Below are 24,224 nucleotides of genomic sequence, written 5' to 3'. Positions count from 1 at the left end.
CATGACCGCACAAACGCAAGCAGCGAGTGGCTTCAGCCGCGAGCTGGTTTTCATGGCGATGGCCGATTCGTTGCGCAAGCTGTCGCCGCGGGTGCAGTTCCGCAATCCGGTGATGTTCGTGGTGTTCGTGTGCAGCGTGCTGACCACCCTGCTGTGGGCGCAGGCGCTCGCCGGCCACGGCGAGGCGCCGACCGGTTTCATCTTCTGGGTCAGCCTGTGGCTGTGGTTCACCCTGCTGTTCGCGAACTTCGCCGAGGCGCTGGCGGAAGGGCGCGGCAAGGCGCAGGCCAATGCCTTGCGCGGCTCGCGCAAGGATGTCATCGCGAAGAAATTGGCTACAGCTGACCGCCATGCGGCGATCACCTTCGTACCGTCCAGCGAACTGCGCAGCGGTCACCACGTGCTGGTCGAGGCGGGCGAGCAGATGCCCGGCGACGGCGAGGTGGTGATCGGCGCGGCCAGCGTGGATGAGAGCGCGATCACCGGCGAATCCGCGCCGGTGATCCGCGAGTCCGGCGGCGATCGCAGCGCGGTCACCGGCGGCACCCGCGTGCTGTCGGACTGGCTGGTGGTGCGCATCACCAGCAATCCGGGCGAGAGTTTCCTCGACCGCATGATCGCGATGGTGGAAGGTTCCAGGCGCCGCAAGACGCCGAACGAGATCGCGCTGACCATCCTGCTGGCCAAGTTCACCCTGATCTTCCTGCTCGCCTGCGCGACCCTGCTGCCGTACTCGATCTACAGCGTGCAGGCCGCCGGCAGCGGCAACCCGATCACGCTGACCGTGCTGATCGCGCTGCTGGTGTGCCTGATTCCCACCACCATCGGGGCGCTGCTGTCGGCGATCGGCATCGCCGGCATGGACCGGATGATCCGCGCCAACGTGATCGCCACCTCGGGCCGCGCGGTGGAGGCGGCGGGCGACGTCGACGTGCTGCTGCTGGACAAGACCGGCACGATCACCCTGGGCAACCGCCAGGCGGTGGCGTTCCATCCGGCGCCGGGCATCGCCGAGAGCGTGCTGGCCGAAGCGGCGCAGCTGGCCTCGCTGGCCGACGAGACGCCCGAAGGCCGCAGCATCGTGGTGCTGGCCGGCGAGCGCTTCGGCCTGCGCGAGACGGCACCCGCGGCCGCGGCGCAGTTCGTGCCGTTCACCGCGCAGACCCGCATGAGCGGTGTCGACGTGGGCGAGCGGCACATCCGCAAGGGCGCGCTTGATGCGGTGGAACGGTACCTGGAAGCGCAGGCCAGCCATCTGCCGCCGCCGGTCAGGCGCATCGCCGAGGAGGTCGCACGCCGCGGCGCCACCCCGCTGATCGTCACCGACGGCGACCGCGCGCTGGGCGTGATCGAGCTCAAGGACATCGTCAAGTCGGGCATCAAGGAGCGTTTCGCCGAGATGCGCAAGATGGGCATCAAGACCATCATGATCACCGGCGACAACCCGCTCACCGCCGCGGCGATTGCCGCCGAGGCCGGCGTCGACGACTTCCTGGCCGAGGCCACGCCGGAAGCCAAGCTCAAGCTGATCCGCGACATCCAGGCCGAGAATCGCCTGGTGGCGATGTGCGGCGACGGCACCAACGACGCGCCGGCGCTGGCGCAGGCCGATGTGGCGGTGGCGATGAACACCGGCACGCAGGCGGCGAAAGAAGCCGGCAACATGGTCGACCTCGACTCCAACCCGACCAAGCTGATCGAGGTGGTGGAGATCGGCAAGCAGATGCTGATTACCCGCGGCGCGCTGACCACGTTCTCGATCGCCAACGACATCGCCAAGTATTTCGCGATCATTCCGGCCGCGTTCGCCACCACCTACCCGGCGCTGAACACGCTCAACGTGATGCATCTGGCCACGCCGCAGAGCGCGATCCTGTCGGCGGTGATCTTCAACGCGCTGATCATCGTCTGCCTGATTCCGCTGGCGCTGAAGGGCGTGAAGTACCGCGCGCTCGGCGCCGGCGCGCTGCTGCGCCGCAACCTGCTGGTGTACGGGCTGGGCGGCATCGTGGTGCCGTTCCTCGGCATCAAGCTGGTCGACCTGTCGCTGGTCCTGCTGGGGCTGTCCTGATGCGCGCCCTCGCCATCGCCATGTTCGCTGCGGCACTCGTTCCCGGCCTCGCCAGCGGCATGCCGGCAAGCAGCATCACCGGCAATGTCGCGCTGACTTCCGACTACCTGTTCCGCGGCCTCACCCAGAGCTGGGGCCGGCCGGCGATCCAGGGTGGCGCCGACTACGCCGGGCCGAACGGCTTCGCGGCCGGCTTCTGGGGTTCGAGCATCAGCGAGCGCAGCTATCCCGGCGGCGCGATGGAGCTGGACCTGTATGCCAGCTACGGCCAGGCGATCAACCGCGACTGGTCATGGCGCGCCGGCCTCTATGCCTATGTCTACCCGGGCGCCAACCTCGACCGGGCCGGGCTCGCATCGCGCTCGTTCAACACCGTCGAGGCCAATGTCGCGCTGAGCTGGAAGCAGTTCACGCTGAAGTACAGCCGCGCGCTCACCGACTATTTCGCGGTGGACACGGAGCAGGGTTATCGCAGTGATTCCAGGGGCACCAGCTATCTGCAACTGGACGCCGCGTTCCCGTTGAACGATGCGTGGAGCCTGGCGCTGCATGCGGGTCACACGCATTACACCACCACGCTGGTGGCGCCGCTGGCCAAGGGCGAGCGCGATCCCGGCTACAGCGATGTCGGCGCCACGCTGAAGTATCAGGTCGCCACGCGCTGGTCGCTGAGTGCGGGCGTCACCTGCGCCACCAACGCGGATATCTACCGCCGCGCGTCCAGCCTTCTCGATGCGGGCGACACCCGCAACGTCGGCGGCACGCGCGGCTTCCTGATGCTGCAAGGAAGTTTCTGAGGACGTCCCATGAGCAAGCTATTGCGCCAAGCCATCGTCCTGCTGCTGATGATGACCGCGATCACCGGTGTGCTCTATCCGCTGGCCGTCACCGGGCTGGCACAGCTGATCTTTCCCGGCCAGGCCAATGGCAGCCTGGTCGCGAAAGATGACAAGCCGGTCGGCTCGGCCCTGATCGGGCAATCGTTCACCGAGCCGAAGTACTTCTGGGGCCGGCCATCGGCCACCGCGCCGAATCCGTACAACGCCACAGCCTCGTCGGGCTCCAACCTGGGCCCGACCAACCCGGCGTTGACCGAGGCGGTGAAGCAGCGCATCGCCGCGCTGCGTGCGGCCGACCCAGGCAACAATGCGCCGGTGCCGGTGGACCTGGTCACCACCTCGGGCAGCGGACTCGATCCGGACATCAGTCCCGCCGCGGCGCAGTACCAGCTGACGCGGGTGGCAAGGGTGCGCGGGCTGAGTCCTGCGCGGGTGCAGGCGCTGGTGAACGCGTGCACCCGCGGTCGCCAGTTCGGCCTGCTCGGCGAGCCGCGGGTGAACGTGCTGCAGCTCAACCTGGCGCTGGATGCGGCGCAGGCGCACGGCAGCTGATCGCGCTACCGTAGCGCCATTCCACGGACCGACCCTGGCATGAGCGAACCCTCACGCGAAGCCCGCGCCGATGCCTTGCTCGGCACGGTGCACGACGACAGCCGGCGGCTGAAGGTGTTCCTCGGCGCTGCGCCTGGCGTCGGCAAGACCTACGCGATGCTGTCGGCCGCGCGCGAGCTGAAGCGGCAGGGCGTGGACGTGGTGATCGGCCTGGTCGAAACGCACGGCCGCGCCGAGACGGAGGCACTGCTGGAAGGGCTGGAGGTGCTGCCGCGCCGCAAGGTGGACTATCGGGGCCGCGAGTTCACGGAGTTCGACCTGGACGCCGCGCTGGAGCGGCATCCGGCCGTGCTGCTGGTGGACGAACTGGCGCACGGCAACCTGCCCGGCGGGCGGCACGAGCGGCGCTGGCAGGACATCGCCGAGCTGCTGGACGCCGGCATCGAGGTCTACACCGCGCTCAATGTGCAGCACCTGGAAAGCCTCGGCGACCAGGTGCGCCGGATCACCGGGGTCAACGTGCGCGAGCGGGTGCCGGACGCATTCCTCGACCGCGCCCGCGACATCGTGCTGGTCGACCTGCCGCCGCGCGAGCTGATCACGCGACTGAAGCAGGGCAAGGTCTACGTGCCGGAGGCCGCGGCGGCGGCGCTGGATGCGTTCTTCTCGCCGACCAACCTGGCGGCGCTGCGCGAACTGGCGGTGGACACCATCGCAGGCCACGTGGACAGCGACCTGCGCGAGCGCGTGCTGGCGCGCGGCGGCGCGATGCCGGTGCGCCGCCGCGTGATGGCGGCGATCGACGGCCATGCACAAAGCGAGTACCTGGTGCGCGTGGCGCGGCGCATTGCCGAACGCCGCGGCGCGCCGTGGAGCGCGGCCTTTGTCGATACCGGCAGCCGGCTGGATCCGGCGCGGCGCGAACAGCTGGATTCAGCGATGCGGCTGACCCGCCGGCTCGGCGGGGAGGCGATCATCCTGCGCGGCCACGCGATTGCCGACGAACTGCTGGCGCATGCCGATCGCGAGGGCGTCGGCCAGATCATCCTCGGGCGTACGCGCGAAAGGTTGGTGGCGCGCGTGCTGGGCCGCTCACTGACCCAGCTGCTGCTGCGCCGCGGTGCCCACATGGAGCTGACCATCATCGCCACCCCGGTCGAGCGGGCGAAGGCGCGCCGGCGGCTGCGGCTGCCGCGGGAACGCGGTTCGCGCGGCGAATACCTGTATGCCACGCTCGCCACACTGGTCGCATTTGGCCTGGCATTCGTGGCCGATCGCTACCTGTCGGTGGCCAACCTGTCGCTGATCTTCCTCACCGCGGTGCTGGTGGTGGCAGTGAGAACGCGCATGGCGGTAGCCGTCTATACGGCCGTCCTGTGTTTTGTGGGCTACAACTTCTTCTTTGCGCCACCGCGCTACACGCTGGCGATCGCCAACGTCGACGACGTGCTGGCAGTGGTCTTGTTCCTGGTGGCCGCACTGGTGTGCAGCCGACTCGCCACAAGGCTGGCCAGCCAGGTGGAGTCATTGCGCAGCGCCCACGTGCAGGCGCGTATGCGGCTGACGCTGGGCCAGCAGCTGAGCGCCAGCACCGACGCCGGCGGTATCCGCGACGCCGGCAGCCGGGCGCTGGCGCAGGCGTTGCGTTGCGACGCGGCGATCCTCGCCCGCGATGCGGAGCAGGTGCTCCGGGTAGTGGCGAGCGTGCCGCCGGGACGCGCGCTGTCCACCCAGGATCTGGCTGCCGCCGACTGGAGCGACCGGCACGGCGAGCAGGCCGGTCGCTACACCGACACCTTGAACGGCGCGCCATGCTGGGTACTGCCGCTGGGCAGCGATAGCCGACCGCTGGGTGCGGTGGCGCTGTGTTTCGACCCCGCGCTGGGCGAACCTGACCCCGACCAGCGCAGCCTCGCGCTGGCGATGATCCAGGACATCGGCCAGGCGCTGGAACGTGCGCGATTGTCGGATGAACTCGAGGGCGCACGCGTGCAGGGCGAGACCGAACGCCTGCGCAACGCGCTGCTGTCGTCGGTGTCGCACGACCTGCGTTCCCCGCTGGCCTCGATGATCGGCGCCGCCGGCACGCTGGTCAGCTACGAGGACAAGCTGCCGCCGGGTGAGCGGCGCGAACTGCTGGAGGCGATCCTCGGCGAGGGCCAGCGCCTCGATCGCTACATCCAGAACCTGCTCGACATGACCCGTCTCGGCCACGGCACGCTGAAACTCAACCGCGACTGGACCGACAGCGCGGAGATCGTCGCCGCGGCCGTGGCCCGATTGCGCAAACTTTTCCCCGACCTGCGCGTGGAGGTGCTGACGCCGGACGATCCCGTGTTGCTGTACGTGCATCCGGCGCTGATCGAGCAGGCACTGTTCAACATCCTGGAAAACGCCGCACGTTTCTCGCCGCCGGGCGAAGCCGTGCGCGTGACCGTGCGCAGTATCGACGACCGCCTGCAGATCGACGTCGGCGACCGCGGGCCGGGCATCCCGGAGAACGAGCGCTCGCGCGTCTTCGACATGTTCTATTCGGTATCGCGCGGCGACCGTGCGCCGCAAGGTACCGGGCCAGGCACCGGGCTTGGCCTGGCGATCTGCCGCGGCATGATCGGTGCGCATGGCGGCAGCGTGGAGGCCTTGCCCGGCGACGGCATCGGCACCACCATCCGCATCAGCCTGCCGTTGCCGGCGCCGCCCGACGCGAACCCATGACTCCGTTCCCATGACGCCGTCCTTATGACTTCAGCAGCACCGCGCATCCTGGTGATCGATGACGAGGCGCAGATCCGCCGCTTCCTCGACATCGGCCTGCGCGCCGAGGGCTACGAAGTGCTGCTGGCGGCCAACGCGACGGAAGGATTGGCGCTGGCGGCAACGCGGTCCCCTGATCTGGTGATCCTCGACCTCGGCCTGCCCGATCGCGATGGCCACGACGTGCTGGCCGAACTTCGCCAGTGGAGCCAGGTGCCGGTGCTGATGTTGTCGGCGCGCGACACCGAGAGCGAGAAGGTGCGCGCGCTGGACCACGGCGCCAACGACTACGTGACCAAGCCGTTCGGTATCCAGGAGCTGATGGCGCGCCTGCGCGCGCTGCTGCGTCACCGGCCCGGCGAACCGGACATGCCTCCACGCTACGACGACGGCCACCTCGCGATCGACATGGCGCGCCGCGAGGTTCTTCTGGATGGCGCATTGCTGTCGCTCACCCGCAAGGAATTTGCCGTGCTGGCTTTGCTGCTGCACCACAGCGGCCGCGTGGTGACTCAGCAGCAGGTGCTGCGCGAGGTGTGGGGCCCTACCCATGTGCAGGACACCCACTACCTGCGCATCGTGCTGGGCAAGTTGCGCCAGAAGCTGGGCGACGATCCCGTCTCGCCGCGCTGGCTGAAGACCGAGCCGGGAGTGGGCTATCGGTTTCTCGGCGGCAGCTGAAGTCGCTCCCTGATGGCTGACGGCCCGGAACGGTTCCTGGCGTGGCGCAGGGGACTTTGTTTCAGGCCCGCTTTCCCGCACGCGGTGCGCCGGATTGCCTGCTCGCGAGCTTCTTCAGTTCCTGCAGCAGCAACGCTACGGGTGCCTTGAGCCGTGGCGGCAACGGGCGGTGGACGAGCCATGCAACGATATCGGACTTGAAGTCGCTCACGCTGAGTACCTTCAGTGTTTCCCGATACGCACTCGATGCGAGCAGGTCGGCGGTGATCATGCCGACCCCCGCGCCGCGCGAGACCAGCGACAGTTGCAGGTCGGCACCGATGGCTTCGACCGCGACGTCGAACGGCAGCCCTTGCGCTTCCATCGAGCGGCGGAGCGCGGAGCGCATGCCACAGCCGTTCTGGCTGAGGACCCAGGGAAAGGCGGAAAGATCCTTCAAGCTGACCCGCGTACGCAGGTTCAGGGCAGGTGACGCCACGACCCTGACCGGTTGCCGGCTGAACGCGTGGGCTGTCAGGCCGGTGGGCGGTGTTGTGTCTTCCGCGTACCCGATGACGGCGGCATCGAGCATGCCCTGCTCGACGTGCTCGACCAGGCTTTGCGACCAGCTGGTCCGGATGCGCAGCGTGAGCCGGGGGAAGTGTTCGCGCAGGCCATCCACCGGTGCGGCCAGGGTCAAGTCGGCGAGATAGGGCGGCATGCCCAGCCGCAGCTCACCGGACGGCTCGACATCTTCCCGGACATGCGCCATCAGGTCCGCCTCGGCCTGCAGCAGCTGGCGTCCCTTTTCGTAAACCTCGCGCCCCGCTGCGGTTGGACGCAGCGGTTTGGATTGCCGGTCCAGCAATTCGACGCCGAGCAGCATTTCCAGGCTCTGCATGCGGCGTGTTACGGCCGGCTGCGTGAGATGCATGGCTGCGGCCGCCTGCACGATCGAGCCAGTCTCGACGACCGCGATGAACGCGCTTATGTCACGGGTGTTCATGGAGTGGGCCTTTCCGGGAATATTGTCGAATGCACATATTGACTATGAATATTATTCAATTGAAGCATTATATGCGTGTATTTAACATCGGTCGCCTCTCGTTTGAAAAGGGCCTCCGCGATGCGCTTCGATTCCCCGCACCAGCTCGCCATGGGAGAGGCGCGCGCACCGACGCCTCCATTGACCGGCCCGCTGACCGCGCTGTTCGCGTTTGCGGTGAGCGTCATCATCATCAACCTCACGGCGGCGCAGCCATTGACGGGTCCCGTCGCCCGCGCATTGCATCTGCCTGCGTCACTCGTTGGGCTGGTTGCGATGCTTCCGCAGCTCGGTTACGCGGTGGGAATGCTCTTCGTCGTGCCACTCGCGGACTTGCTGGAAAACCGCCGGCTCACCGTCGTGACCTTGCTCTCCTGCGCGCTGATGCTGGCACTGGCGGCGGTGGCGCCGACGGCATCGCTGTTTTTCTTCGCCATCTGCTTCGCCGGCACGACATCGTGTGCGATCCAGATCCTGGTACCGCTGGCGGCGGCCATGGCGCACCCCGACCGCCGCGGCAGCGCCGTGGGCAACGTAATGAGCGGCGTCATGCTGGGCATCCTGTTCTCACGCCCGCTGGCCAGCCTCGTGGCCGGCACGCTGGGCTGGCGCGCCTTCTACGGCATGCTTGCCGGACTCGATGCACTGCTTGCCGTCGCGCTGTGGCGCTGGCTGCCCTTGCGCCAGCCGGCAAGCGCCCAGCCGTATCCGGCGCTTGTCGCATCGCTGTGGACACTGTGGCGGCGCGAGGCGGTACTGCGTCGCTATGCGTATTCCGCCGCCATCGTGATGGCCGCGTTTGGCGCCTTCTGGACCGGCATAGGGCTGCGCCTGGTGCAGGCACCTTTCTCGCTGGGCAGCAACGGCCTGGCCATGTTCGCGTTCGCCGGGGTGGCCGGCATCGTCATTGCGCCGCTGGCCGGCAACGCCGGAGACCGCGGGTACAGCGCCGCGGGCATGCCCATCGCCCATGCCTGCCTGCTCGCCGGTAGCGTGCTGGCCGGTATCGCCGGCACTGGCTGGCTCGGCCTGGACATCGCAGCACATCCGGCCCTTGCGCTGGCCTTGCTCGTCGCCGCCGCCATCATCATCGATGCGGGCGCCATCGGTGACCAGACCCTCGGCCGCCGCGCGATCAACATGCTTGACCCGGGCGCGCGCAGCCGATTGAACGGCCTCTTCGTAGGCGTGTTCTTCATCGGGGGCGGCATCGGTGCCGCGAGCGCCGGCGTGATGTGGGCGATCGCGGGATGGACTGGCATCTGCGCGCTTTGCCTGGCCTTCAGCGCGCTGGCATTCGTCGGTGACATGCTGGCAAGGCGCTACCGGCTCGACGCGGACTGAGCCAGGCAACCGGTCCTGGATACCGTGGGAAAGCCGGCCTTTCGCGCGATGGCTTGCCACCGGGGACCGAGCCGTACAACCCGCGCTCGGCGCTGACGACGGCCAGAACCCTTGCGGCACCCGCCTTCCGCCACAGACGACCCACGGCGGTGCGGGACCACGCGACAACGGGTTTTCGGCAGGTGGATTCGATGGCCGGCAAGGTTATGATAGCCAGCCAGATTCACCACATCGGCCGTAACTACTCCTGACGTACGGCCGACCCAACGAGGACATCCCATGGCACGCGGCATCAACAAAGTCATCCTGGTCGGCAACCTTGGCGCGGATCCGGAAATGCGCCACACCGGCGGCGGCACCGCCGTCACCACGCTGAACCTGGCCACTTCGGAAAGCTGGACCGACAAGCAGAGCGGCGAGAAGGTCGAGAAGACCGAATGGCACCGCGTGAAATTGTTCGGGCGGCTGGCCGAGATCGCCGGCGACTATCTGAAGAAGGGCCGCCAGGTCTACATCGAAGGCTCGCTGCGCACCGACAAGTACACCGACAAGCAGGGCATCGAGCGCTACAGCACCGACATCATCGCCAGCGAGATGCAGATGCTCGGCGGCAATGAGGGTGGCGGTGGCGGTGGTGGCGGTGCTCCGCGCGAGCGCCCGCAAAGTAGCGGCAGCGGTCAGCGCCAGGGCGGCGGCCAGTCGCGTGGTGGCGACGATTACGGCAGCCAGCAGCGCCAGTCACCGGCCCCCGCGGACAGCGGTTTTGCCGATGACGAGATTCCGTTCTAAGACGCGGTCATCGCTGCGCCGATGCCATGAGAAAGCCCGCCTCGCGCGGGCTTTCTGCTGTGCGCGACCGGCGCTCGAGGGTGGGCCACTTCCGATTCATCTGTTACAGCGAGGTCGTCAACCGGTTCAGCCAGTCGGGGCTGATGGCCAGGATCGCCGTTTCCAGCCGGCGGTCGAGGCCGGTCAGTATCAACAGGCCGAGCAGCACGAACAGCACGCCCATCGCTGTTTTCGCGGTGCGGCCGAGCGAGGCGAGAGAGCCACGGAAGCGCATCGTCGTGGCGTGCGACATGCCGCCGAGAACCAGCAGCGGGCATCCGGCGCCCAACCCGAAAAGAAGCATGAGCATGGCGATCTGGGGCAGCTCGCGGCCCTGAGCTGCCAGGGTGGTGGCGGCGCCAAGAGTGGGGCCGACGCACGGACTCCATACCAGCCCCAGCAACAGCCCGATCAGGAACTGGCTCTTCAGCCCGTCGCCCCTGACCGTGCCCAGCACCTGCTGCCCGGTGGAGCCCGCGCGGGCACCGACCCGCGCGAACATCGCCTGCAGCGGCGGCGAAAGCATGATCACACCGAACCCGACCATCATCGCGGCCGCGGTGTGCCGCATCGTTTCCGCGCCCAGGCCGATGGATGCCCCGACGCTCGCGATGAAGGTGCCGACCAGCGCGAACGACAAGGCAAGGCCGAGCGCCAACGCTGCCGTCCCCAGGCGATGGGCAGACAGCGCCGACCCCACCAGGAGCGGCAGGATCGGAAGCACGCAGGGCGACAGGATGGATGCGGCGCCTGCCAGGAATCCCAGCGCGTACGTGGCGAGGCCGAACTCCATCACAACGCCTGTTGCAGCGTCGCGCGCAAGGCGGCCTCCCCGGTCTGGCCGGTGGATCGGGTCACCTCCCGTCCTTGCCGGAATACCACGAGGGTCGACTGCTGGGTCACGTTCAGCGATTTTTCCAGCGCGACTTCGCTGTCGTAGTCGGCCACGAAGATGGTCAGCGGCCTGAACTGCGGTTCCGCACTCAGCCGGTTGATGATCGGCTGCTGCACACGGCAGGTGGGACACCAGTCGGCATGAAAGAACACCACCACCGGCCTGCCGGCAGTCCGGGCCTGCTCGAACTGCGCCTGGTCGAACGGCAATTCGCCGGCCAGCGCCGCGAGGCTCAGCGTCAGCAGCGCGATGCTGCACAGAAGTTTTCCCACGCGTGATTTCACGAGTCACCTTTGCACGAGTTGACAGGGGTGCCGCGGAGCGCCGCCGGCGTTGTGCCGGCGCCGTTCACTGGGCCGCGCGGATGCCCAGCCCACGCGCCAGCAGCGTGTCCAGGCTGGCCTTGCCCGGTCCGGCCATGAGCAGCCAGAAGAAGATCAGGCTGTAGACGATTTCATCGGCTTCGACGTAGTCGTCCAGCCCCATCAGGTTGCTCGACACCACCAGGCCGACAGCCACCGCCATGTTGATGATCATCGGGATGCATACCAGCCGCGTGCACAGGCCGAGCATCAGCAGCAGGCCGCCCAGCAGCTCGGTCCATGCCGACAGCCCTGCGCTGAATGCCGGAAACGGAATGCCCCATCCGATAAAACGCTGGGTGAAGACGTCCAGGTTGTGCACCTTGGCGATGCCGGTCTCCAGCCAGAAGTAGCCGAATACCAGTCGCAGCACGAGCGGACCCAGCCAGCGGATGGCATGCAAGGTATCGAGCAGGCGCGAGGCGCGGGTGGCGAGGAACGATGCCATCGTGAAGTCCTGAGCATGAAAGAGGCCCGCATCATGGGGACACCGATCCCGTGTGCGCCATGTTCCTGCGTCCATGCTTTCTTGCCATGCGTCCGGTCGTGGATGGCTGTGCGGGATGCCGGACGATCGGGCACAAAATCGGGATGCGCGGGAACAGTCGGCGCGTGTCGAAGTGCCGAGAATGCGCACGCCGGAACAACCGCGCATCGCGTCGGCCGGTCAGTCACGAGATGCGTCGCGCCCGCGGCGCCCAACCTTCCTGAGGAGTTATCGATGAAGAGCAACTCGTTCAACAGCGGCGCCATGGCGATCCTGGTCGCCGGCCTGTTCGCAGCCACCTCCATGTCGGCGGTTGCCGCCGACAAGGCCGCCACCGGCGACACCGCCGCCGTCAAATGCATGCATTCGTCGTCCTGCAAGGGACGCGGTGCCTGCAAGCAGGCCAGCAACTCGTGCAAGGGCCAGAACTCGTGCAAGGGCCAGGGCTTCACCATGCAGAAGACCCAGCAGGATTGCAGCGCGGCGCAGACCGCCGCGAAACAGGCTCCCTGACAGGCAGGGCGGGCCTGCGGTGCGTGCTGCAGGCCCGCCCTTCCGGACATGCCCATGAACGCGTGCATCCCGCATCCTCTGCCCTGTCTCGGTTACGGCCTGGGCCTGCGCGTGGAGTACTACGAAGCCTTGCTCGACCAACCCGGCCCAGTCGAATGGCTGGAAATCATCTCCGAGAACTACATGGTGCCCGGCGGGCTGCCACTGGTCTGGCTGGATCGTTTCCGCCAGCGCTTTCCGCTGGCGATGCATGGGGTATCGCTGTCGATCGGCAGCACCGATCCGCTGGACGATGGCTACCTGGCGCGACTGGCGGCGCTGGCCCACCGGGTCGAGCCGGCGTGGATATCCGATCATCTGTGCTGGACCGGCGTGCAGGGAGTGAACCTGCACGACCTCATGCCGCTGCCCTATACCGAAGAGGCGCTGGCCCACGTGGTGGAACGCGTCAGCCAGGTGCAGGACGTGCTGGGCCGCCGCATCCTGCTCGAGAATGTGTCCAGCTACATCCGCTTCGCCGATGCGCAACTGAGCGAGTGGGAGTTCCTGTCGGCCGTGGCCGAGCGCGCGGATTGCCTGATCCTGCTCGACATCAACAACATCCACGTCAGTGCGCACAACCACGGTTTCTCGCCGCTGGACTACCTCGGCGGCATGCCTGCCGCGCGGGTCCAGCAGTTTCATCTGGCCGGCCACGAGCAGGGCGGCGATCTGCTGATCGACACACACGACGCGCCCGTCGTCGATACGGTGTGGCAACTGTATGTCGAGGCCGTCAAGCGCTTCGGCCGCGTCTCGACGATGATCGAGCGTGACGACCACATGCCGCCGCTGGCCGAGTTGCTGGCCGAACTGGAACACGCACGCAGGCTGGCGATGCCGCTGTGGCAGGACGCTGCATGAACAGGTTGCGGGCGCTGCAGCAGCGCACTCTGCAGGCCGTGCTGGGCGACAACCCGTCGCGCCTGCGCGAGCTGCGCGGCGATGACCGCGTGGATACCTCCCGACGGATGGACGTCTATCGTCAGGGCTATCGGCTGCGTCTGCGCGATGCGCTTGCGGCGGAATACCCCGGACTGGGTCTGCTGGCCGGGAAGCGCTTCGAGCGCCTCCTGGACAGCTATGTCGCGGCGCATCCGTCCGGCCACTACAACATTCGCTGGCATGGCGCCGGACTTCCGGCTTTCCTGGAGTATGCACGGCCATGGTGCGAGCGACCCGCCCTCGCTGAGATGGCGCGGCTGGACTGGGCGATCTCGACCGCCTTCGATGCCGCGGACGAGACGGCGACGGTCGCGATGGATCTGTCCGGTGTGCCCGCCGCGGCGTGGGCTGACATGCATCTTCGTCCGCAGGCCCATCTTCAGGTGCTGTCCTTCACCGCGAACGTCGACGCGTTCCGCCGCGCCGCCGATGCGGGCGGTCCGCGCCCGCGGCTGCGCAGCCGCGGGCGGCCGCATCATCTGCTGGTCTGGCGCCAGGCACTGGCGGTCCATTATCGGGCGATCGAGGACGACGAGCGCTGCACGCTGGCCGCTGCGATGCGTGACGAATCGTTTGCATTGCTGTGCGAGCGGCTGGCGGAGCATCATGATCCGGCGAGCGCATTGTCGCGCATGGCGGAAATGCTGCGCCGATGGATCGATGACGGGCTGATGGCTGGCTGGAGGCTGCAGCAGGAATCCATGTAACCGCGGCCACGCAGCCGTCGAATAACATGCACAGAACATGCGATGGAGGGGTCGCCTGTGTATATCGAACCGCATCCTGAACTGCCCGAGGGGACACCGCCGCGGCTGGTCGCGCCGGCGCTGGAATCGCTGCTCAATCAATCGATGCTGCGGGTGGATGTGGTCGCCGAGCTGCATCGCTGCGGCTCGTGGTTTCTCAGCCAGCCCCGCTACACCTGCGGCCTGTTTCATCTGGTCGGCGCGGGCCGCTGCATTTTCGAATGCCCTGCGCTGGGCGAGCCGGTGCAACTGGAAGCGGGCGACCTGGTGGTGCTGCCGCAGGGCGACGCGCATCGCCTGAGCGTCGACGCGCGGGACAGACCGGCGCAGCCGGACCGAACCAGTTTCATCTGTGGCGAACTGAAGTTTCTCGGCAACGCGCATCACCCGCTGAGCCATGCACTGCCCCCCTTTTTCGTGACGCGCTCGCAGCAGGCCGGCGCCACGTTCCGGCAGTTGTCCGCCATGATGGTGGAGATGGTGGATGCGGGGTTGGTCGGTCGGCAGGTACTGCTGAACAAACTGGCCGACGCGTTGTTCACGCTGGCCATCTGCGATTACGCCAGCCGCGCCGGCGAGCATCGCGGCCTGTTCGCCGCACTCGCCGATCCGCGCATCTGCAAGGTGCTGCACGCGGTGCACGATACCCCGGGGTTCGGCTGGACCATGCAATCGCTGGCGTCGCTGGCATGCATGTCGCGCTCGGCCTTCGCCGAGCGTTTCACCCATCTGATGAAGATGCCGCCGATGCAATACGTCACCCAGTGGCGGGTGACCGTGGCCGAACAGTTGCTGCGCGACCGCCGCCAATCGGTGGCGGACATCGCCCAGCAGCTGGGTTACAGCAGCGAGGCGGCGTTTCGGCGATTGTTCAAGCGGGTGAGCGGAGTCAGTCCCGGCCGCATCCGGATCGAAGGTGCCGGCCCGATTCCCGATTGAACGACGGGCGGCGCACGCGGATGTCCTTGTCCGCCGCCTGCGCCGGGTTGGCCCGACCTACTTCGGCACGAAGATGTTGTTGCTCCGGTCCTGATCCGGCAGCGCATGCGCCGGATCGATGGTGACGGATTTCATCATGCGCGTGCCGTCCACATGGATCACGTAGCTGCGGTGCTGCTGCCAGGTTTCCCACGGCACGCGCACGTCCTGCTTGCTGCCGTCGTCGTAGATCACTTCGAGGGTGGCTGGCAGCACCAGCTGGTCGAGGTTGGCCACGGTGATGTCGACGCCCTTGCGGTAGTCACCTCCGGTGTAGGCGACTTTCTGCACGGCCAGGTCGAGCTGCCAGTTGTGTTCGAACCAGCCGCGCCAGAACCAGCCCAGGTCCTCGCCGGTCTCGCTTTCCATGAAGCGGAAGAAGTCCGACGGGCTGGGGTGCTTGTACGCCCAGGTGGCGATGTAGCGGCGGAACGCGGGGTCGAAGCGTTCCGGCCCGATGATCTGCTCGCGCAGCAGCACCAGGCCGAACGCGCCCTTGAAGTAGCTGATCGGGTGACGGTACTTCTCGCTCGTCATGTCGGCGCCGTTGAGCAGGGCGGGCGCGGCGGGATCGGCGAGCACGGCGGCGATCTCGTCGGCCGGATTGCCGCCGCCGGGCGCGTATTCGCTGTCGCGCTTGGGCGCGTATTCGCCGTGGTTGAAGGCGTCGTCCTCGTAGACGTCGATGAAGGTGTTGAAGCCTTCGTCCATCCACGCGGCACGGCGCTCGTTGCTGCCCACGATCATCGGGAACCAGATGTGCCCGATCTCGTGCGCGATGACCATGTGCAGGTTCTTGCCCTTGGCGAGCTTGTGGTCGAACGTGATGCCGGGATATTCCATGCCGCCGGCGGTACCGGCTTCGTTGATCGCCACCGGCCACGGGTACGGGTACCACTGCTTGGAGAAGTATTCGGTCGAGGCCTTGAGGTACTCGGTGGCGCGGCCCCACGCCGCATCGCCGCCGCTTTCGGCCGGATAGACCGACATCGCCAGCGCCGTCTTCCCTTCCGGAAGGTTGATCCGCGCGGCGTCCCACACGAATGCCTTCGAAGCACCGAACGCGACGTCGCGGGTGTTGTGCATGCGGAAACGCCAGGTCAGCGTGCCGCTGTTTTTTGGACGGCTGGATGGCTGGGTGACTTCGTCCGCGCTGCGGATCACCACGGTCTTGTCGCTGTGTCGGGCCTGTTCCAGCCGCTGCTGTTCGGTCCTGGTCAGCACGTCCTGCGGATTGATCAGTTCGCCGGAGCCGGCCACGATCATGTCCCACGGCACGGTGACCGCGTAATCGAAATCGCCGTATTCGAGATAGAACTCGCTGTTGAGGTAGGGCGCGGTGTCCCATCCGCGCAGGTCGTCGTACACGGCCATGCGCGGGTACCACTGCGCGATCTCGAAGATTTCCCCGTTCTTGCTGGCGTTGACATCCATGCGTCCGCCGAACTCGCCAGGCACGGTAAAGCTCCAGCGGATGTGCAGTTTCAGCTGGCCGCCCGCCGCCTTCAGCGCATTCGGCAACTGCACCTGCATGCGGGTATCGGAAACGAGCCACGCGGCTTTCTGCAGATGCCCGGCGCCGTCGTCGACCTCGACCGAGTCGATGCGGTAGCCGTCGGTGAACTCGGTGGGAAACTTGCCGGTGAAGGCGCCGCGCGCGTCCTTGCGATAGCGGTTCTGGTCCAGCTGCAGCCACAGCACGTCCAGCGCGTCGGGGCTGCGGTTGGTGTAGCTGATCACCTCGCTGCCGCTGAGCAGGCGCGTGGCCGGATCGAGCGTGGCCTTGATCTGGTAGTCGGCGCGGTTCTGCCAGAACAGCGGGCCGGGCTTGCCGCTGGCCGAGCGATACGCCGTGGCCGGTTGCGGATAGCTGTAGGGCGCGAAGGCCTGCAATGGATTGAAGCGCGCCGGTGCGGTGTCGGCCGCGAAGGCCGGCATGGCCAGCAGCACGGCGGCCGCGGCGGCGAGGGAGAGCGGGAGGTTATTCATGCGTTGCCTTGGGGAAGGGGCGAGTTACGGCAGGCCGCCGGCGCGCAGTAGCGCCAGCACCTCGTAACAGGCGCCCATGGTGTGGTAGTCGGTCTTGCCGGCCGGGCTTTTCTCGTCGTCGTATCTGCGGTTGTCGCGGGTGAGGATGCGGTACCACGCGCCGTACCGATGATCGACGAAATGCTGCCACGCATACGTCCACAGTTTCCCGTACCAATCGTCATACACGGCCAGACCGGTGCGCGCGTGCAGCAGCGCGGCGGCGGCCAGCGATTCGGCCTGCACCCAGAAATACTTGTCGTCGTCGCAGACGCTGCCGTCGGGCGCGAAACCGTAGCAGATGCCGCCGTGCTCGTTGTCCCAGGCTCGCGCCAGCGCGGTGTCGAACAGCTGCTTCGCCGTCGGCGCCAGCCAGTTTTCCTCGCGGCCGCGTTCCAGCAGCAGCGGCTCCATGATCAGCAGCAGCTTGGCCCATTCGGTCTGGTGGCCGGGCTGGAAGCCCCACGGGCGGAACAGGTGTTTCGGATCGTCGCGGTGGTAGTCCCAGTCGATGTTCCAGTGGCTGTCGTAGTGTTCCCACACCAGTCCGCCGGCTTGCGCGGCCTGGCGGCGGGTCATGTGGTCGGCGAGGGTGTATGCGCGTTCCAGGTAGCGGGGATCGTCGCTGGCCTGGTAGGCCGTCAGCATCGCTTCGCACATGTGCATGTTGGCGTTCTGGCCGCGGTAGTCGCTGAAGTGCCAGTCGGCATCGGCCTCGTCGCGGTACAGCCCGGCGCCGGCGTCCCAGAAGCGCTGCTCCAGAAGGTTCCAGGTTTCGTCCATCCAGGCGGCGGCCTCGGCGATGCCGGCCTTGCGCGCGCTGGCGTAGGCGAGCAGCACGAAGGCAACGCCATAGGCATGGTTGGTGCGGTCTTCCGGCTGCTCGTCGCGGATCGTCCAGGCGTAGCCGCCGGTGTACGGGTCGCGATGCACCTCGCGCAGGTAGCGCAGGCCGTGGCGCGCGGCATCCACGTACTCCTGGTTGTCGAACTCGATCGCCGCCATCGCGTAGTTGAAGACGAAACGCGTGCTGCTGACCAGGTGCCGGTGGCGGCGGTCGTAGACCGTGCCGTCGTCCTTGAAATAGTGGAAGAAGCCGCCGGCCGGGTCGATCGCACGCGGGTGGTAGAACGCCATGGTCCGTGCGATGTGCTCGCGCAGGAAGCTGGCGGAACGGAAGTCGGGCGCCATGCTCATGCCTGCTGTTCCATGAAGGCCAGCACTTCGTCGCCGCGCGGCATCGCGGCGAACGAGCCCTGGCGGGTCACGGTCAGCGCGCCGCAGGCGGCGGCAAAGCGCAGCATCGCGTGCAGCCGCGGCAGTTCGCTGACCAGACGGTCGATCCGTTCGGCGCTGGGCGGAAGCTCGGCCAGACAGCACAGCAGGCCGCCGACGAAGGCATCGCCGGCCGCCGTGGAATCGACCGCCGCGACGGCATAGCACGGCAGTTCGCCCTCGGCGTCGGGGTGGAACCAGCGTACCGGCTTGTCGCCATCGGTCACCACCGCCAGCCGGGTGCGGCCCCGCCACAACCGATCCAGCGCGGCCTGTTCGCCGTCCACCGCCAGCCAGCTGAATTCCTCGGCCGACAGTTTCACCACGTCGGCCAGGTGCAGTGCCGGCCACAGCAAGGGAACGGGATCGGTGCCGGCCGGCCACAGCGCCGGGCGCAGGTTCACGTCGAAGCTGACCAGCGCGCCCACGCCGCGTGCACGCTGCATGCCTTCGCGGGTGGTGTCGGCCAGCGCCGGGTCGGTCATGCTGTTGGAGCAGACGTGGAACACGGCGACGTCGCGGAACGTGTCCGCACGAAAATCCGCCGGGCGGAACAGCAGGTCGGCCGAGCGCTCGCGGTAGAAGCTGAAGCTGCGCTCGCCGTGGGCATCGAGCGTGACGAAGGCCAGCGCGCTGTTCGCCGTCGCCGTGCGCACGACGTCATCGGTGCCGACGCCGGCCTGCTGCAGGCTGTCGAGCAGGAAATCGCCGAAGCGGTCGCGCGAAAGCATGCCGGCGAAACGGGCGTCACCGCCGAGCCGCGCGGCGGCGACGGCCACGTTGGCCGGCGCACCGCCGGCAAACGGCACGAAGCTGGCTGCGAAGCCGCGCTCGTCGTTGCCGTTGGCGTGCAGGTCGATCAACGCCTCGCCGAAACACAGGATGGGACGTGGCGTCATCTCAGTGGCTCCCGCCGGCGTCCGTTGCCGGCACGCTGCGGATGCGCGAGCCGCTGATGCCGTAGAACACGATGTACAGGTAGCACAGCAGCGGCAGGAAGAACGCGTGATGCAGGCCGATGTGGTCGGCGAACACGCCCTGCAGCGGCGGAATGATCGCGCCGCCGACGATGGCCATGATCAGCAGGCTGGAGGCCTTGCTGGTCATCGGACCGAGCCGCTCGATGCCGAGCGCGAAGATGGTCGGGAACATGATCGAGTTGAACAGGCCGATCGCGATGATGCTGTACATCGCCACGCCGCCGCTGCTCAGCATCGTGGTCAGTACCAGCAAGGCGTTGATCGCGGCGAACAGCGCCAGTAGCAGCCGCGGCGAGAACTTCGCCATCAGTGCCGAGCCGATGAAGCGCCCGACCATCGCGCCACCCCAATACCACGACACGTACTTCGCGGCCTGCTGCTCGCTCATGTGGCCGATGTCGGGCATCGACAGGTAGTTGACCATGAAGCTGCCGATCGACACCTCGGCGCCGACGTAGAAGAAGATGCCGAGCACGCCGAACAGCACATGCCGGTGGCGCAGCACCTCGGCGAAGCCGTGCCTGGCGTGGTCGCCCTTGTCGGTGGCCTCGGTCAGTGCCGGCAGCCGGAACAGCCACACGAAGACTGCCAGCAGGAACAGCACCACGGCCAGTCCGATATACGGCCCCTGCACCGCTTGCGCCTGCTGGGTCTGGTAGACCAGCTGTTCGGCGGGCGCCAGCGCCGCCAGCTCGGTCGGGTTCTTCACCACGTTGGAAAGGATCAGCAGGCCGCCGAACCACGGCGCCAGGAAAGTGCCGAACGAGTTCAACGCCTGCGCGAGCGTCAACCGGCTGGAGCTGGTGCGCTCCGGGCCAAGCAGGGCCACGTAAGGGTTGGCGGCTACCTGCAGCACGGTAATGCCGGTGGCCAGCACGAACAGCGCGCCGAGGAAGGCCGGATAAAGATGCAGGTCGGCCGCCGGCCAGAACCCGAGCGCGCCGATGCCGGCGACGGCCAGGCCGGCGACGATGCCCTTCTTGTAGCCCAGGGCGGCAACCAGCCTGCCGGCCGGCAAGGCCATCAGGAAATACGCACCGAAAAAGGTGAACTGCACCAGCATCACCTGCGCGTAGCTGAGCTGGAAGATCGACTTCAGGTGCGGGATCAGGATGTCGTTGAGGCAGGTGAGAAAGCCCCACATGAAAAAGATGGTGGTGAGCACGCCCAGCGCCATCGGGTTATCGGTGTAGCGCTCGCCGCCAACAGGCAGCTCGCTGTTGCCGGAAGTCGGTGTCGGTCGAGTGGCAAGAGCCATGCGGATTCCCCAGGTGGTCAGTGGACGGGCGGTGGGCAGCTGCTTTCGCGCACCACCAGTTCTACCGGTGCGATGGTGTGCTGGCTGGCGGCGTCTGGCTGCTGCAATCGTTGCATCACCAGTTGTGCGGCCTGCCGGCCGCGCTCGTGCGGCGCGGTCGACAAGGTGGTCAGCGGCGGCATGGCCAGCGCCGCCTCGGCGATGTCGTCGAAGCCGGTCAGCGCGAAATCGCGGCCGGGGCGAAGACCGCGCTGGTTGAGGCCGAGCATCAGGCCGAGCGCGACGGCGTCGTTGTAGCAGACCGCCGCGGTCGGCGCCGGCGGGCCTTCGAACAGCGCGCTGGTGCGATGCGCCGCATCGAGTCGGGTTGGCGCGGACTCGACCTGCCAGCGCGGCTCGATGGGCAGGCCGGCGGTGAGCATCGCCTCGAGATAGCCGGCGCGGCGCTGCCGGCATGAGCTGGAATCGTGATGGCCGCCGAAGAACGCGATGCGCCGATGGCCACCGGCGATCAGGTGCTCGGTCGCCAGCCGTGCGCCACGCTGGTTGTCCAGCATCAGTTGATCCCAGTGCGCGTATTCCGGCAGGGTGCCGCCCAGCTCGCGGTTGAACAGCAGCAGCGGCACGCGCCGCCCGACCACGGCTGCCACCCGATGTGCCTCGCTGTGTTCGGCCGGCGACAGGATGATGCCGGCCGGGCCGTGCTCCAGCAGCGAGCCGAGCACGGCCCGTTCGCGGACGGTCGATTCGCCGGTGCAACCGAGCAGGGTGACGAAGCCGCCGGCGCCAAGCGCCTCGTCCACGCCCGCGGCAAATTCGGCAAAGAACGGATTGGCCAGGTCATTCAACACCAGCGCGATGCTGGACGAGGTGCGGCTGCGCAGGTTGGCCGCGGCGCGGTTGTAGACGTAGCCTTGCCGACGCAGTTCATCCTCGACCCGTGCGCGGGTGAGCTTGTTCACCAGCGGGCTGCCGCGCAATACCAGCGACACGGTCGCGCGCGATACGCCGCAGCCGGCGGCGATGTCGTTCAAGGTGATCTTGCGCTCGATCGGGAGAGGGCTTGACACGCACGTTCGCCGGATTGGAACGATCCAAAGGTACTTTATTGGCGCAGTTTGGCACGTCGCGGCGCAGCATGCCTTGGTGGCCGGCGGATGCTAGCGTGCCGCTCTGACTCGTTCCAAAGGCACAAGACCATGGGTTTTCCGATACGCGGCGCACTTGGCTGGGTGCTCGGCGCCTGGCTCGGCATGACGATGGCCGCGCCCGCCGGCGCGCAGGGGGCGACCCTGACCGGCGGCCATGCGGCAGCCGTGGACCCGCGCATCGGCACCGGCGGCGACGGTCATACGTTTCCCGGTGCCACCGTACCGTTCGGCATGATCCAGCTGTCGCCGGACACCGCAATGCCGGACGTCAAGCACGCCTACAAGTGGGCCGCCGGCTATCAGTACGCGGATACCAGCATCATGGGTTTCTCGCACACGCATTTCTCCGGCTCCGGCCATTCGGACCTCGGCGACGTGCTGGTGATGCCGATTGCCGGCGCGGTGAAGCTCGAGCCCGGCGACCCGGCCAGACCGGGCAGCGGTTACCGTTCGCGTTTCTCGCACGACAGCGAGGTGGTGCAGGCCGGCTACTACGCGGTGACGCTGAGCGACTACGGCGTGCGCGCCGAACTCACGGCCGGGCGGCGGATCGGCTGGCATCGCTATACGTTCCCGGCCGGCAAGCCGGCGCATGTACTGCTGGACCTGCGTCCGAGCATTTACGATTACGCCGGCAAGGTGCTGTGGTCCAGCCTGCGCGTGCACGGAGACGGCACGGTGACCGGCTGCCGCACCACGCGCGGCTGGGCTCCGGGTCGCGAGCTGTGCTTCGCATTGCGTTTCTCGCAACCGATGACCTCGCGCCAGTTGCTCAATCGCGAAACCGACGTCACGTACAAGGGCTTCAAGGGTCCGGGCAACCAGGCCGAGGATCACGACGCGCAGAACGGTCGCGCGCTGGTCGGCGTGTTCGACTTCGGCAAGCTGAAGCGGCCGCTGGAAGTGAAGGTGGCGATTTCGCCGGTGAACGAGGCGAACGCGATCGCCAATCTCGATCAGGAAGGCGCAGGCTGGGATTTCGACGCCCGCCGGGCGGAAGCGAAAGTTACCTGGGACAAGGCGCTGGCCGTGGTCGACGTCGACGCTCCGGCCAGTACCCGTACGCTGTTCTACACCGCGCTGTATCACGCCATGCTGTCGCCGACCCTGAGCATGGACGTCAATGGCGACTACCGCGGCCCGGATCACGCGGTGCACCGGGCGAGAGGATTCGATTTCTATTCGACCTGGTCGCTGTGGGATGTATACCGGGCGCAACAGCCGCTGATGGCGTTGCTGAATCCCGGCCGCAGCACCGATTTCATCCGCTCGCTGATCGCCGCGCAGCAGGCCAGCCCGTTCGGCATCCTGCCGGTGTGGGCGTACCAGGGCCTGGAGACGTGGTGCATGATCGGCTACCACGCAGTGCCGGTGATCGCCGACGCGTACATCAAGGGCGTGCGCGGTTTCGATGCGGACGCGGCGATGAGGGCGATGGTGGCCAGCGCCACCTATGCCCCGTACGGCGACCTCGCCGACTACATGAAGCTCGGCTACGTGCCGATCGACAAGGAGCCGGAGGGTGCCTCGAAGACGCTGGAATACGCCTACGACGACTGGTCGCTGGCGCAGATGGCCAAGGCGATGGGCAAGCACGACGTCGCGGCGACCTTCGGCAAGCGCGCGGCAAACTGGCGTCATGCGTGGGACGCGAAGACCGGCTTCATGCGTGCGCGGTTGGCCGACGGCAGCTTCCGCGAGCCGTTCAATCCGGAAGCCGCCGGCTACGGCAGCGACTACACCGAAGGCAATGCGTGGCAGTACTCCTGGTACGTGCCGCAGGACGTGGCCGGGCTGGTCCAGGTGATGGGCGGCGATGCAAAATTCATCGCCAGGCTCGACGCCCTGTTCGACGCGAAGGTCGACGCCTCGCACTTCAAGAACGTGGAAGACATCACCGGTCTGATCGGCTGGTATGCGCACGGCAATGAACCGAGCCACCACATCGCCTATCTCTACGACTACGCCGGTGCGCCATGGAAGACCCAGCAACGCCTGAAGCAGATCATGGACAGCCAGTACGCGCCGCGCCCCGACGGCCTGAGCGGCAACGACGATCTGGGCCAGATGTCGGCCTGGTACGTGTTCAGCGCGCTGGGTTTCTATCCGGTGACGCCGGCCAGCGACGAGTACGCCATCGGCCGTCCGTTCGTGTCGCGCGCTGCGATTCACCTTGGCGGCGGCCGCACCTTCACGGTCAGCGCATCGCCGCTGGATGACGCGCATCCCTATGTCGGCGCGGTGACGCTCAACGGCAAGCCGCTGCAGCGCACGTACCTGCATCACGCCGAGATCGTCGCCGGCGGCGAGCTGCATTTCAGCATGCAGGCCAGGCCCGATCCGCAGTGGGGCGCTGCCATGGCGGCGAGGCCCGCGGCGATGAGCAGCTACCGCCCCTGAGCACCGCGGGCCTGGCGACAAGGTCGCGGCCGAAACATGCCAGAATACCGGAGGCCTTTACGCGACAGACATGT

Annotated in this window: 21 protein-coding genes; 12 read left to right on the top strand and 9 right to left on the bottom strand. The window is 67.4% G+C overall.

From position 1 onward, the window contains the following. Position 1: 1 nt before the first annotated feature. The 5 genes from kdpB to ACFPME_RS10145 are packed head-to-tail and all read left to right on the top strand — an operon-like array spanning position 2 to position 6,897. Entirely contained in the window at positions 2–2,071 is a 2,070-nt protein-coding gene (gene kdpB / locus ACFPME_RS10165; RefSeq protein ID WP_377304811.1) for a potassium-transporting ATPase subunit KdpB, read from the top strand. Then, positions 2,071–2,868 (top strand): TorF family putative porin, encoded by a 798-nt coding sequence (locus ACFPME_RS10160; RefSeq protein WP_377304809.1) that lies wholly within the window; start codon positions 2,071–2,073, stop codon positions 2,866–2,868. Before kdpB ends, ACFPME_RS10160 begins: the two co-directional genes overlap by 1 nt. A gap of 9 nt (positions 2,869–2,877) precedes the next feature. Beyond that, a complete protein-coding gene (gene kdpC / locus ACFPME_RS10155) occupies positions 2,878–3,462 on the top strand; it encodes a potassium-transporting ATPase subunit KdpC (protein ID WP_377304807.1) in 585 nt (194 codons plus the stop codon). A 39-nt stretch (positions 3,463–3,501) separates the two neighbouring features. Further along, positions 3,502–6,177: an ATP-binding protein gene (locus ACFPME_RS10150; protein ID WP_377304805.1), complete on the top strand. Its 2,676-nt coding sequence runs from the start codon at positions 3,502–3,504 to the stop codon at positions 6,175–6,177. 24 nt (positions 6,178–6,201) lie between these two features. Next, complete coding sequence (locus tag ACFPME_RS10145) at positions 6,202–6,897, top strand: response regulator (protein ID WP_377304803.1); 696 nt, start codon at positions 6,202–6,204, stop codon at positions 6,895–6,897. Between the two features lie 61 nt (positions 6,898–6,958). Here ACFPME_RS10145 and ACFPME_RS10140 read toward each other — a convergent pair whose 3' ends face one another. Then, positions 6,959–7,882: a LysR family transcriptional regulator gene (locus tag ACFPME_RS10140; RefSeq protein ID WP_377304801.1), complete on the bottom strand. Its 924-nt coding sequence runs from the start codon at positions 7,880–7,882 to the stop codon at positions 6,959–6,961. A gap of 120 nt (positions 7,883–8,002) precedes the next feature. Here ACFPME_RS10140 and ACFPME_RS10135 point away from each other — a divergent pair, with 120 nt between their 5' ends. After that, positions 8,003–9,265, top strand: coding sequence for an MFS transporter (locus ACFPME_RS10135; RefSeq protein WP_377304799.1), 1,263 nt, complete (start codon positions 8,003–8,005; stop codon positions 9,263–9,265). 279 nt (positions 9,266–9,544) lie between these two features. Continuing rightward, on the top strand, positions 9,545–10,054 hold the full coding sequence (gene ssb, locus ACFPME_RS10130) for a single-stranded DNA-binding protein (protein WP_377304797.1): 510 nt from the start codon (positions 9,545–9,547) through the stop codon (positions 10,052–10,054). Positions 10,055–10,157: 103 nt separating this feature from the next. On the opposite strand, the gene ACFPME_RS10125 is transcribed toward ssb, so the two are convergent. From ACFPME_RS10125 to ACFPME_RS10115, 3 genes are all read right to left on the bottom strand, one after another. Further along, positions 10,158–10,886 carry a cytochrome c biogenesis CcdA family protein gene (locus ACFPME_RS10125; protein WP_377304795.1) on the bottom strand — a complete coding sequence of 243 codons (729 nt, stop codon included), beginning with the start codon at positions 10,884–10,886 and terminating at the stop codon, positions 10,158–10,160. After that, positions 10,886–11,260, bottom strand: coding sequence for a thioredoxin family protein (locus ACFPME_RS10120; protein WP_377304793.1), 375 nt, complete (start codon positions 11,258–11,260; stop codon positions 10,886–10,888). The genes ACFPME_RS10125 and ACFPME_RS10120 overlap by 1 nt, the downstream gene beginning before the upstream one ends. A gap of 76 nt (positions 11,261–11,336) precedes the next feature. Then, on the bottom strand, positions 11,337–11,798 hold the full coding sequence (locus ACFPME_RS10115; protein ID WP_377304791.1) for a DoxX family protein: 462 nt from the start codon (positions 11,796–11,798) through the stop codon (positions 11,337–11,339). A gap of 273 nt (positions 11,799–12,071) precedes the next feature. Between ACFPME_RS10115 and bufA2 the strand changes: the two genes are divergently transcribed. Genes bufA2 through ACFPME_RS10095 form a run of 4 tightly spaced genes read left to right on the top strand, consistent with a single transcriptional unit; the run spans position 12,072 to position 15,019 of the window. Then, positions 12,072–12,350 carry a BufA2 family periplasmic bufferin-type metallophore gene (bufA2, locus tag ACFPME_RS10110; protein WP_377304789.1) on the top strand — a complete coding sequence of 93 codons (279 nt, stop codon included), beginning with the start codon at positions 12,072–12,074 and terminating at the stop codon, positions 12,348–12,350. A 54-nt stretch (positions 12,351–12,404) separates the two neighbouring features. Beyond that, complete coding sequence (bufB, locus tag ACFPME_RS10105; protein WP_377304787.1) at positions 12,405–13,253, top strand: MNIO family bufferin maturase; 849 nt, start codon at positions 12,405–12,407, stop codon at positions 13,251–13,253. Then, a complete protein-coding gene (locus ACFPME_RS10100) occupies positions 13,250–14,041 on the top strand; it encodes an HvfC/BufC family peptide modification chaperone (RefSeq protein WP_377304785.1) in 792 nt (263 codons plus the stop codon). Before bufB ends, ACFPME_RS10100 begins: the two co-directional genes overlap by 4 nt. Before the next feature lie 57 nt (positions 14,042–14,098). Then, on the top strand, positions 14,099–15,019 hold the full coding sequence (locus ACFPME_RS10095) for an AraC family transcriptional regulator (protein WP_377304782.1): 921 nt from the start codon (positions 14,099–14,101) through the stop codon (positions 15,017–15,019). A 57-nt stretch (positions 15,020–15,076) separates the two neighbouring features. Here ACFPME_RS10095 and ACFPME_RS10090 read toward each other — a convergent pair whose 3' ends face one another. From ACFPME_RS10090 to ACFPME_RS10070, 5 genes are all read right to left on the bottom strand, one after another. Further along, positions 15,077–17,047, bottom strand: coding sequence for a M1 family aminopeptidase (locus ACFPME_RS10090; protein ID WP_377304780.1), 1,971 nt, complete (start codon positions 17,045–17,047; stop codon positions 15,077–15,079). A 24-nt stretch (positions 17,048–17,071) separates the two neighbouring features. Then, positions 17,072–18,283, bottom strand: a complete 1,212-nt coding sequence (locus ACFPME_RS10085; RefSeq protein ID WP_377304778.1) for an AGE family epimerase/isomerase — start codon at positions 18,281–18,283, stop codon at positions 17,072–17,074. After that, positions 18,280–19,260, bottom strand: coding sequence for a carbohydrate kinase family protein (locus ACFPME_RS10080; protein WP_377304775.1), 981 nt, complete (start codon positions 19,258–19,260; stop codon positions 18,280–18,282). The genes ACFPME_RS10085 and ACFPME_RS10080 overlap by 4 nt, the downstream gene beginning before the upstream one ends. Position 19,261: 1 nt before the next feature. Continuing rightward, positions 19,262–20,518 carry an L-fucose:H+ symporter permease gene (gene fucP, locus ACFPME_RS10075; protein ID WP_377305417.1) on the bottom strand — a complete coding sequence of 419 codons (1,257 nt, stop codon included), beginning with the start codon at positions 20,516–20,518 and terminating at the stop codon, positions 19,262–19,264. A 98-nt stretch (positions 20,519–20,616) separates the two neighbouring features. Continuing rightward, positions 20,617–21,669, bottom strand: a complete 1,053-nt coding sequence (locus ACFPME_RS10070) for a LacI family DNA-binding transcriptional regulator (protein ID WP_377304773.1) — start codon at positions 21,667–21,669, stop codon at positions 20,617–20,619. Between the two features lie 183 nt (positions 21,670–21,852). On the opposite strand from ACFPME_RS10070, the gene ACFPME_RS10065 reads away from it, so the two are divergent. Continuing rightward, positions 21,853–24,150 carry a GH92 family glycosyl hydrolase gene (locus tag ACFPME_RS10065; protein ID WP_377305415.1) on the top strand — a complete coding sequence of 766 codons (2,298 nt, stop codon included), beginning with the start codon at positions 21,853–21,855 and terminating at the stop codon, positions 24,148–24,150. Positions 24,151–24,224 lie beyond the last annotated feature (74 nt).

Source organism: Rhodanobacter umsongensis (assembly GCF_042654965.1).
Lineage (GTDB): Bacteria > Pseudomonadota > Gammaproteobacteria > Xanthomonadales > Rhodanobacteraceae > Rhodanobacter > Rhodanobacter umsongensis.
Note: the sequence above shows the minus strand (reverse complement) of the source record. Positions and strands in the feature narration are given on the sequence as shown.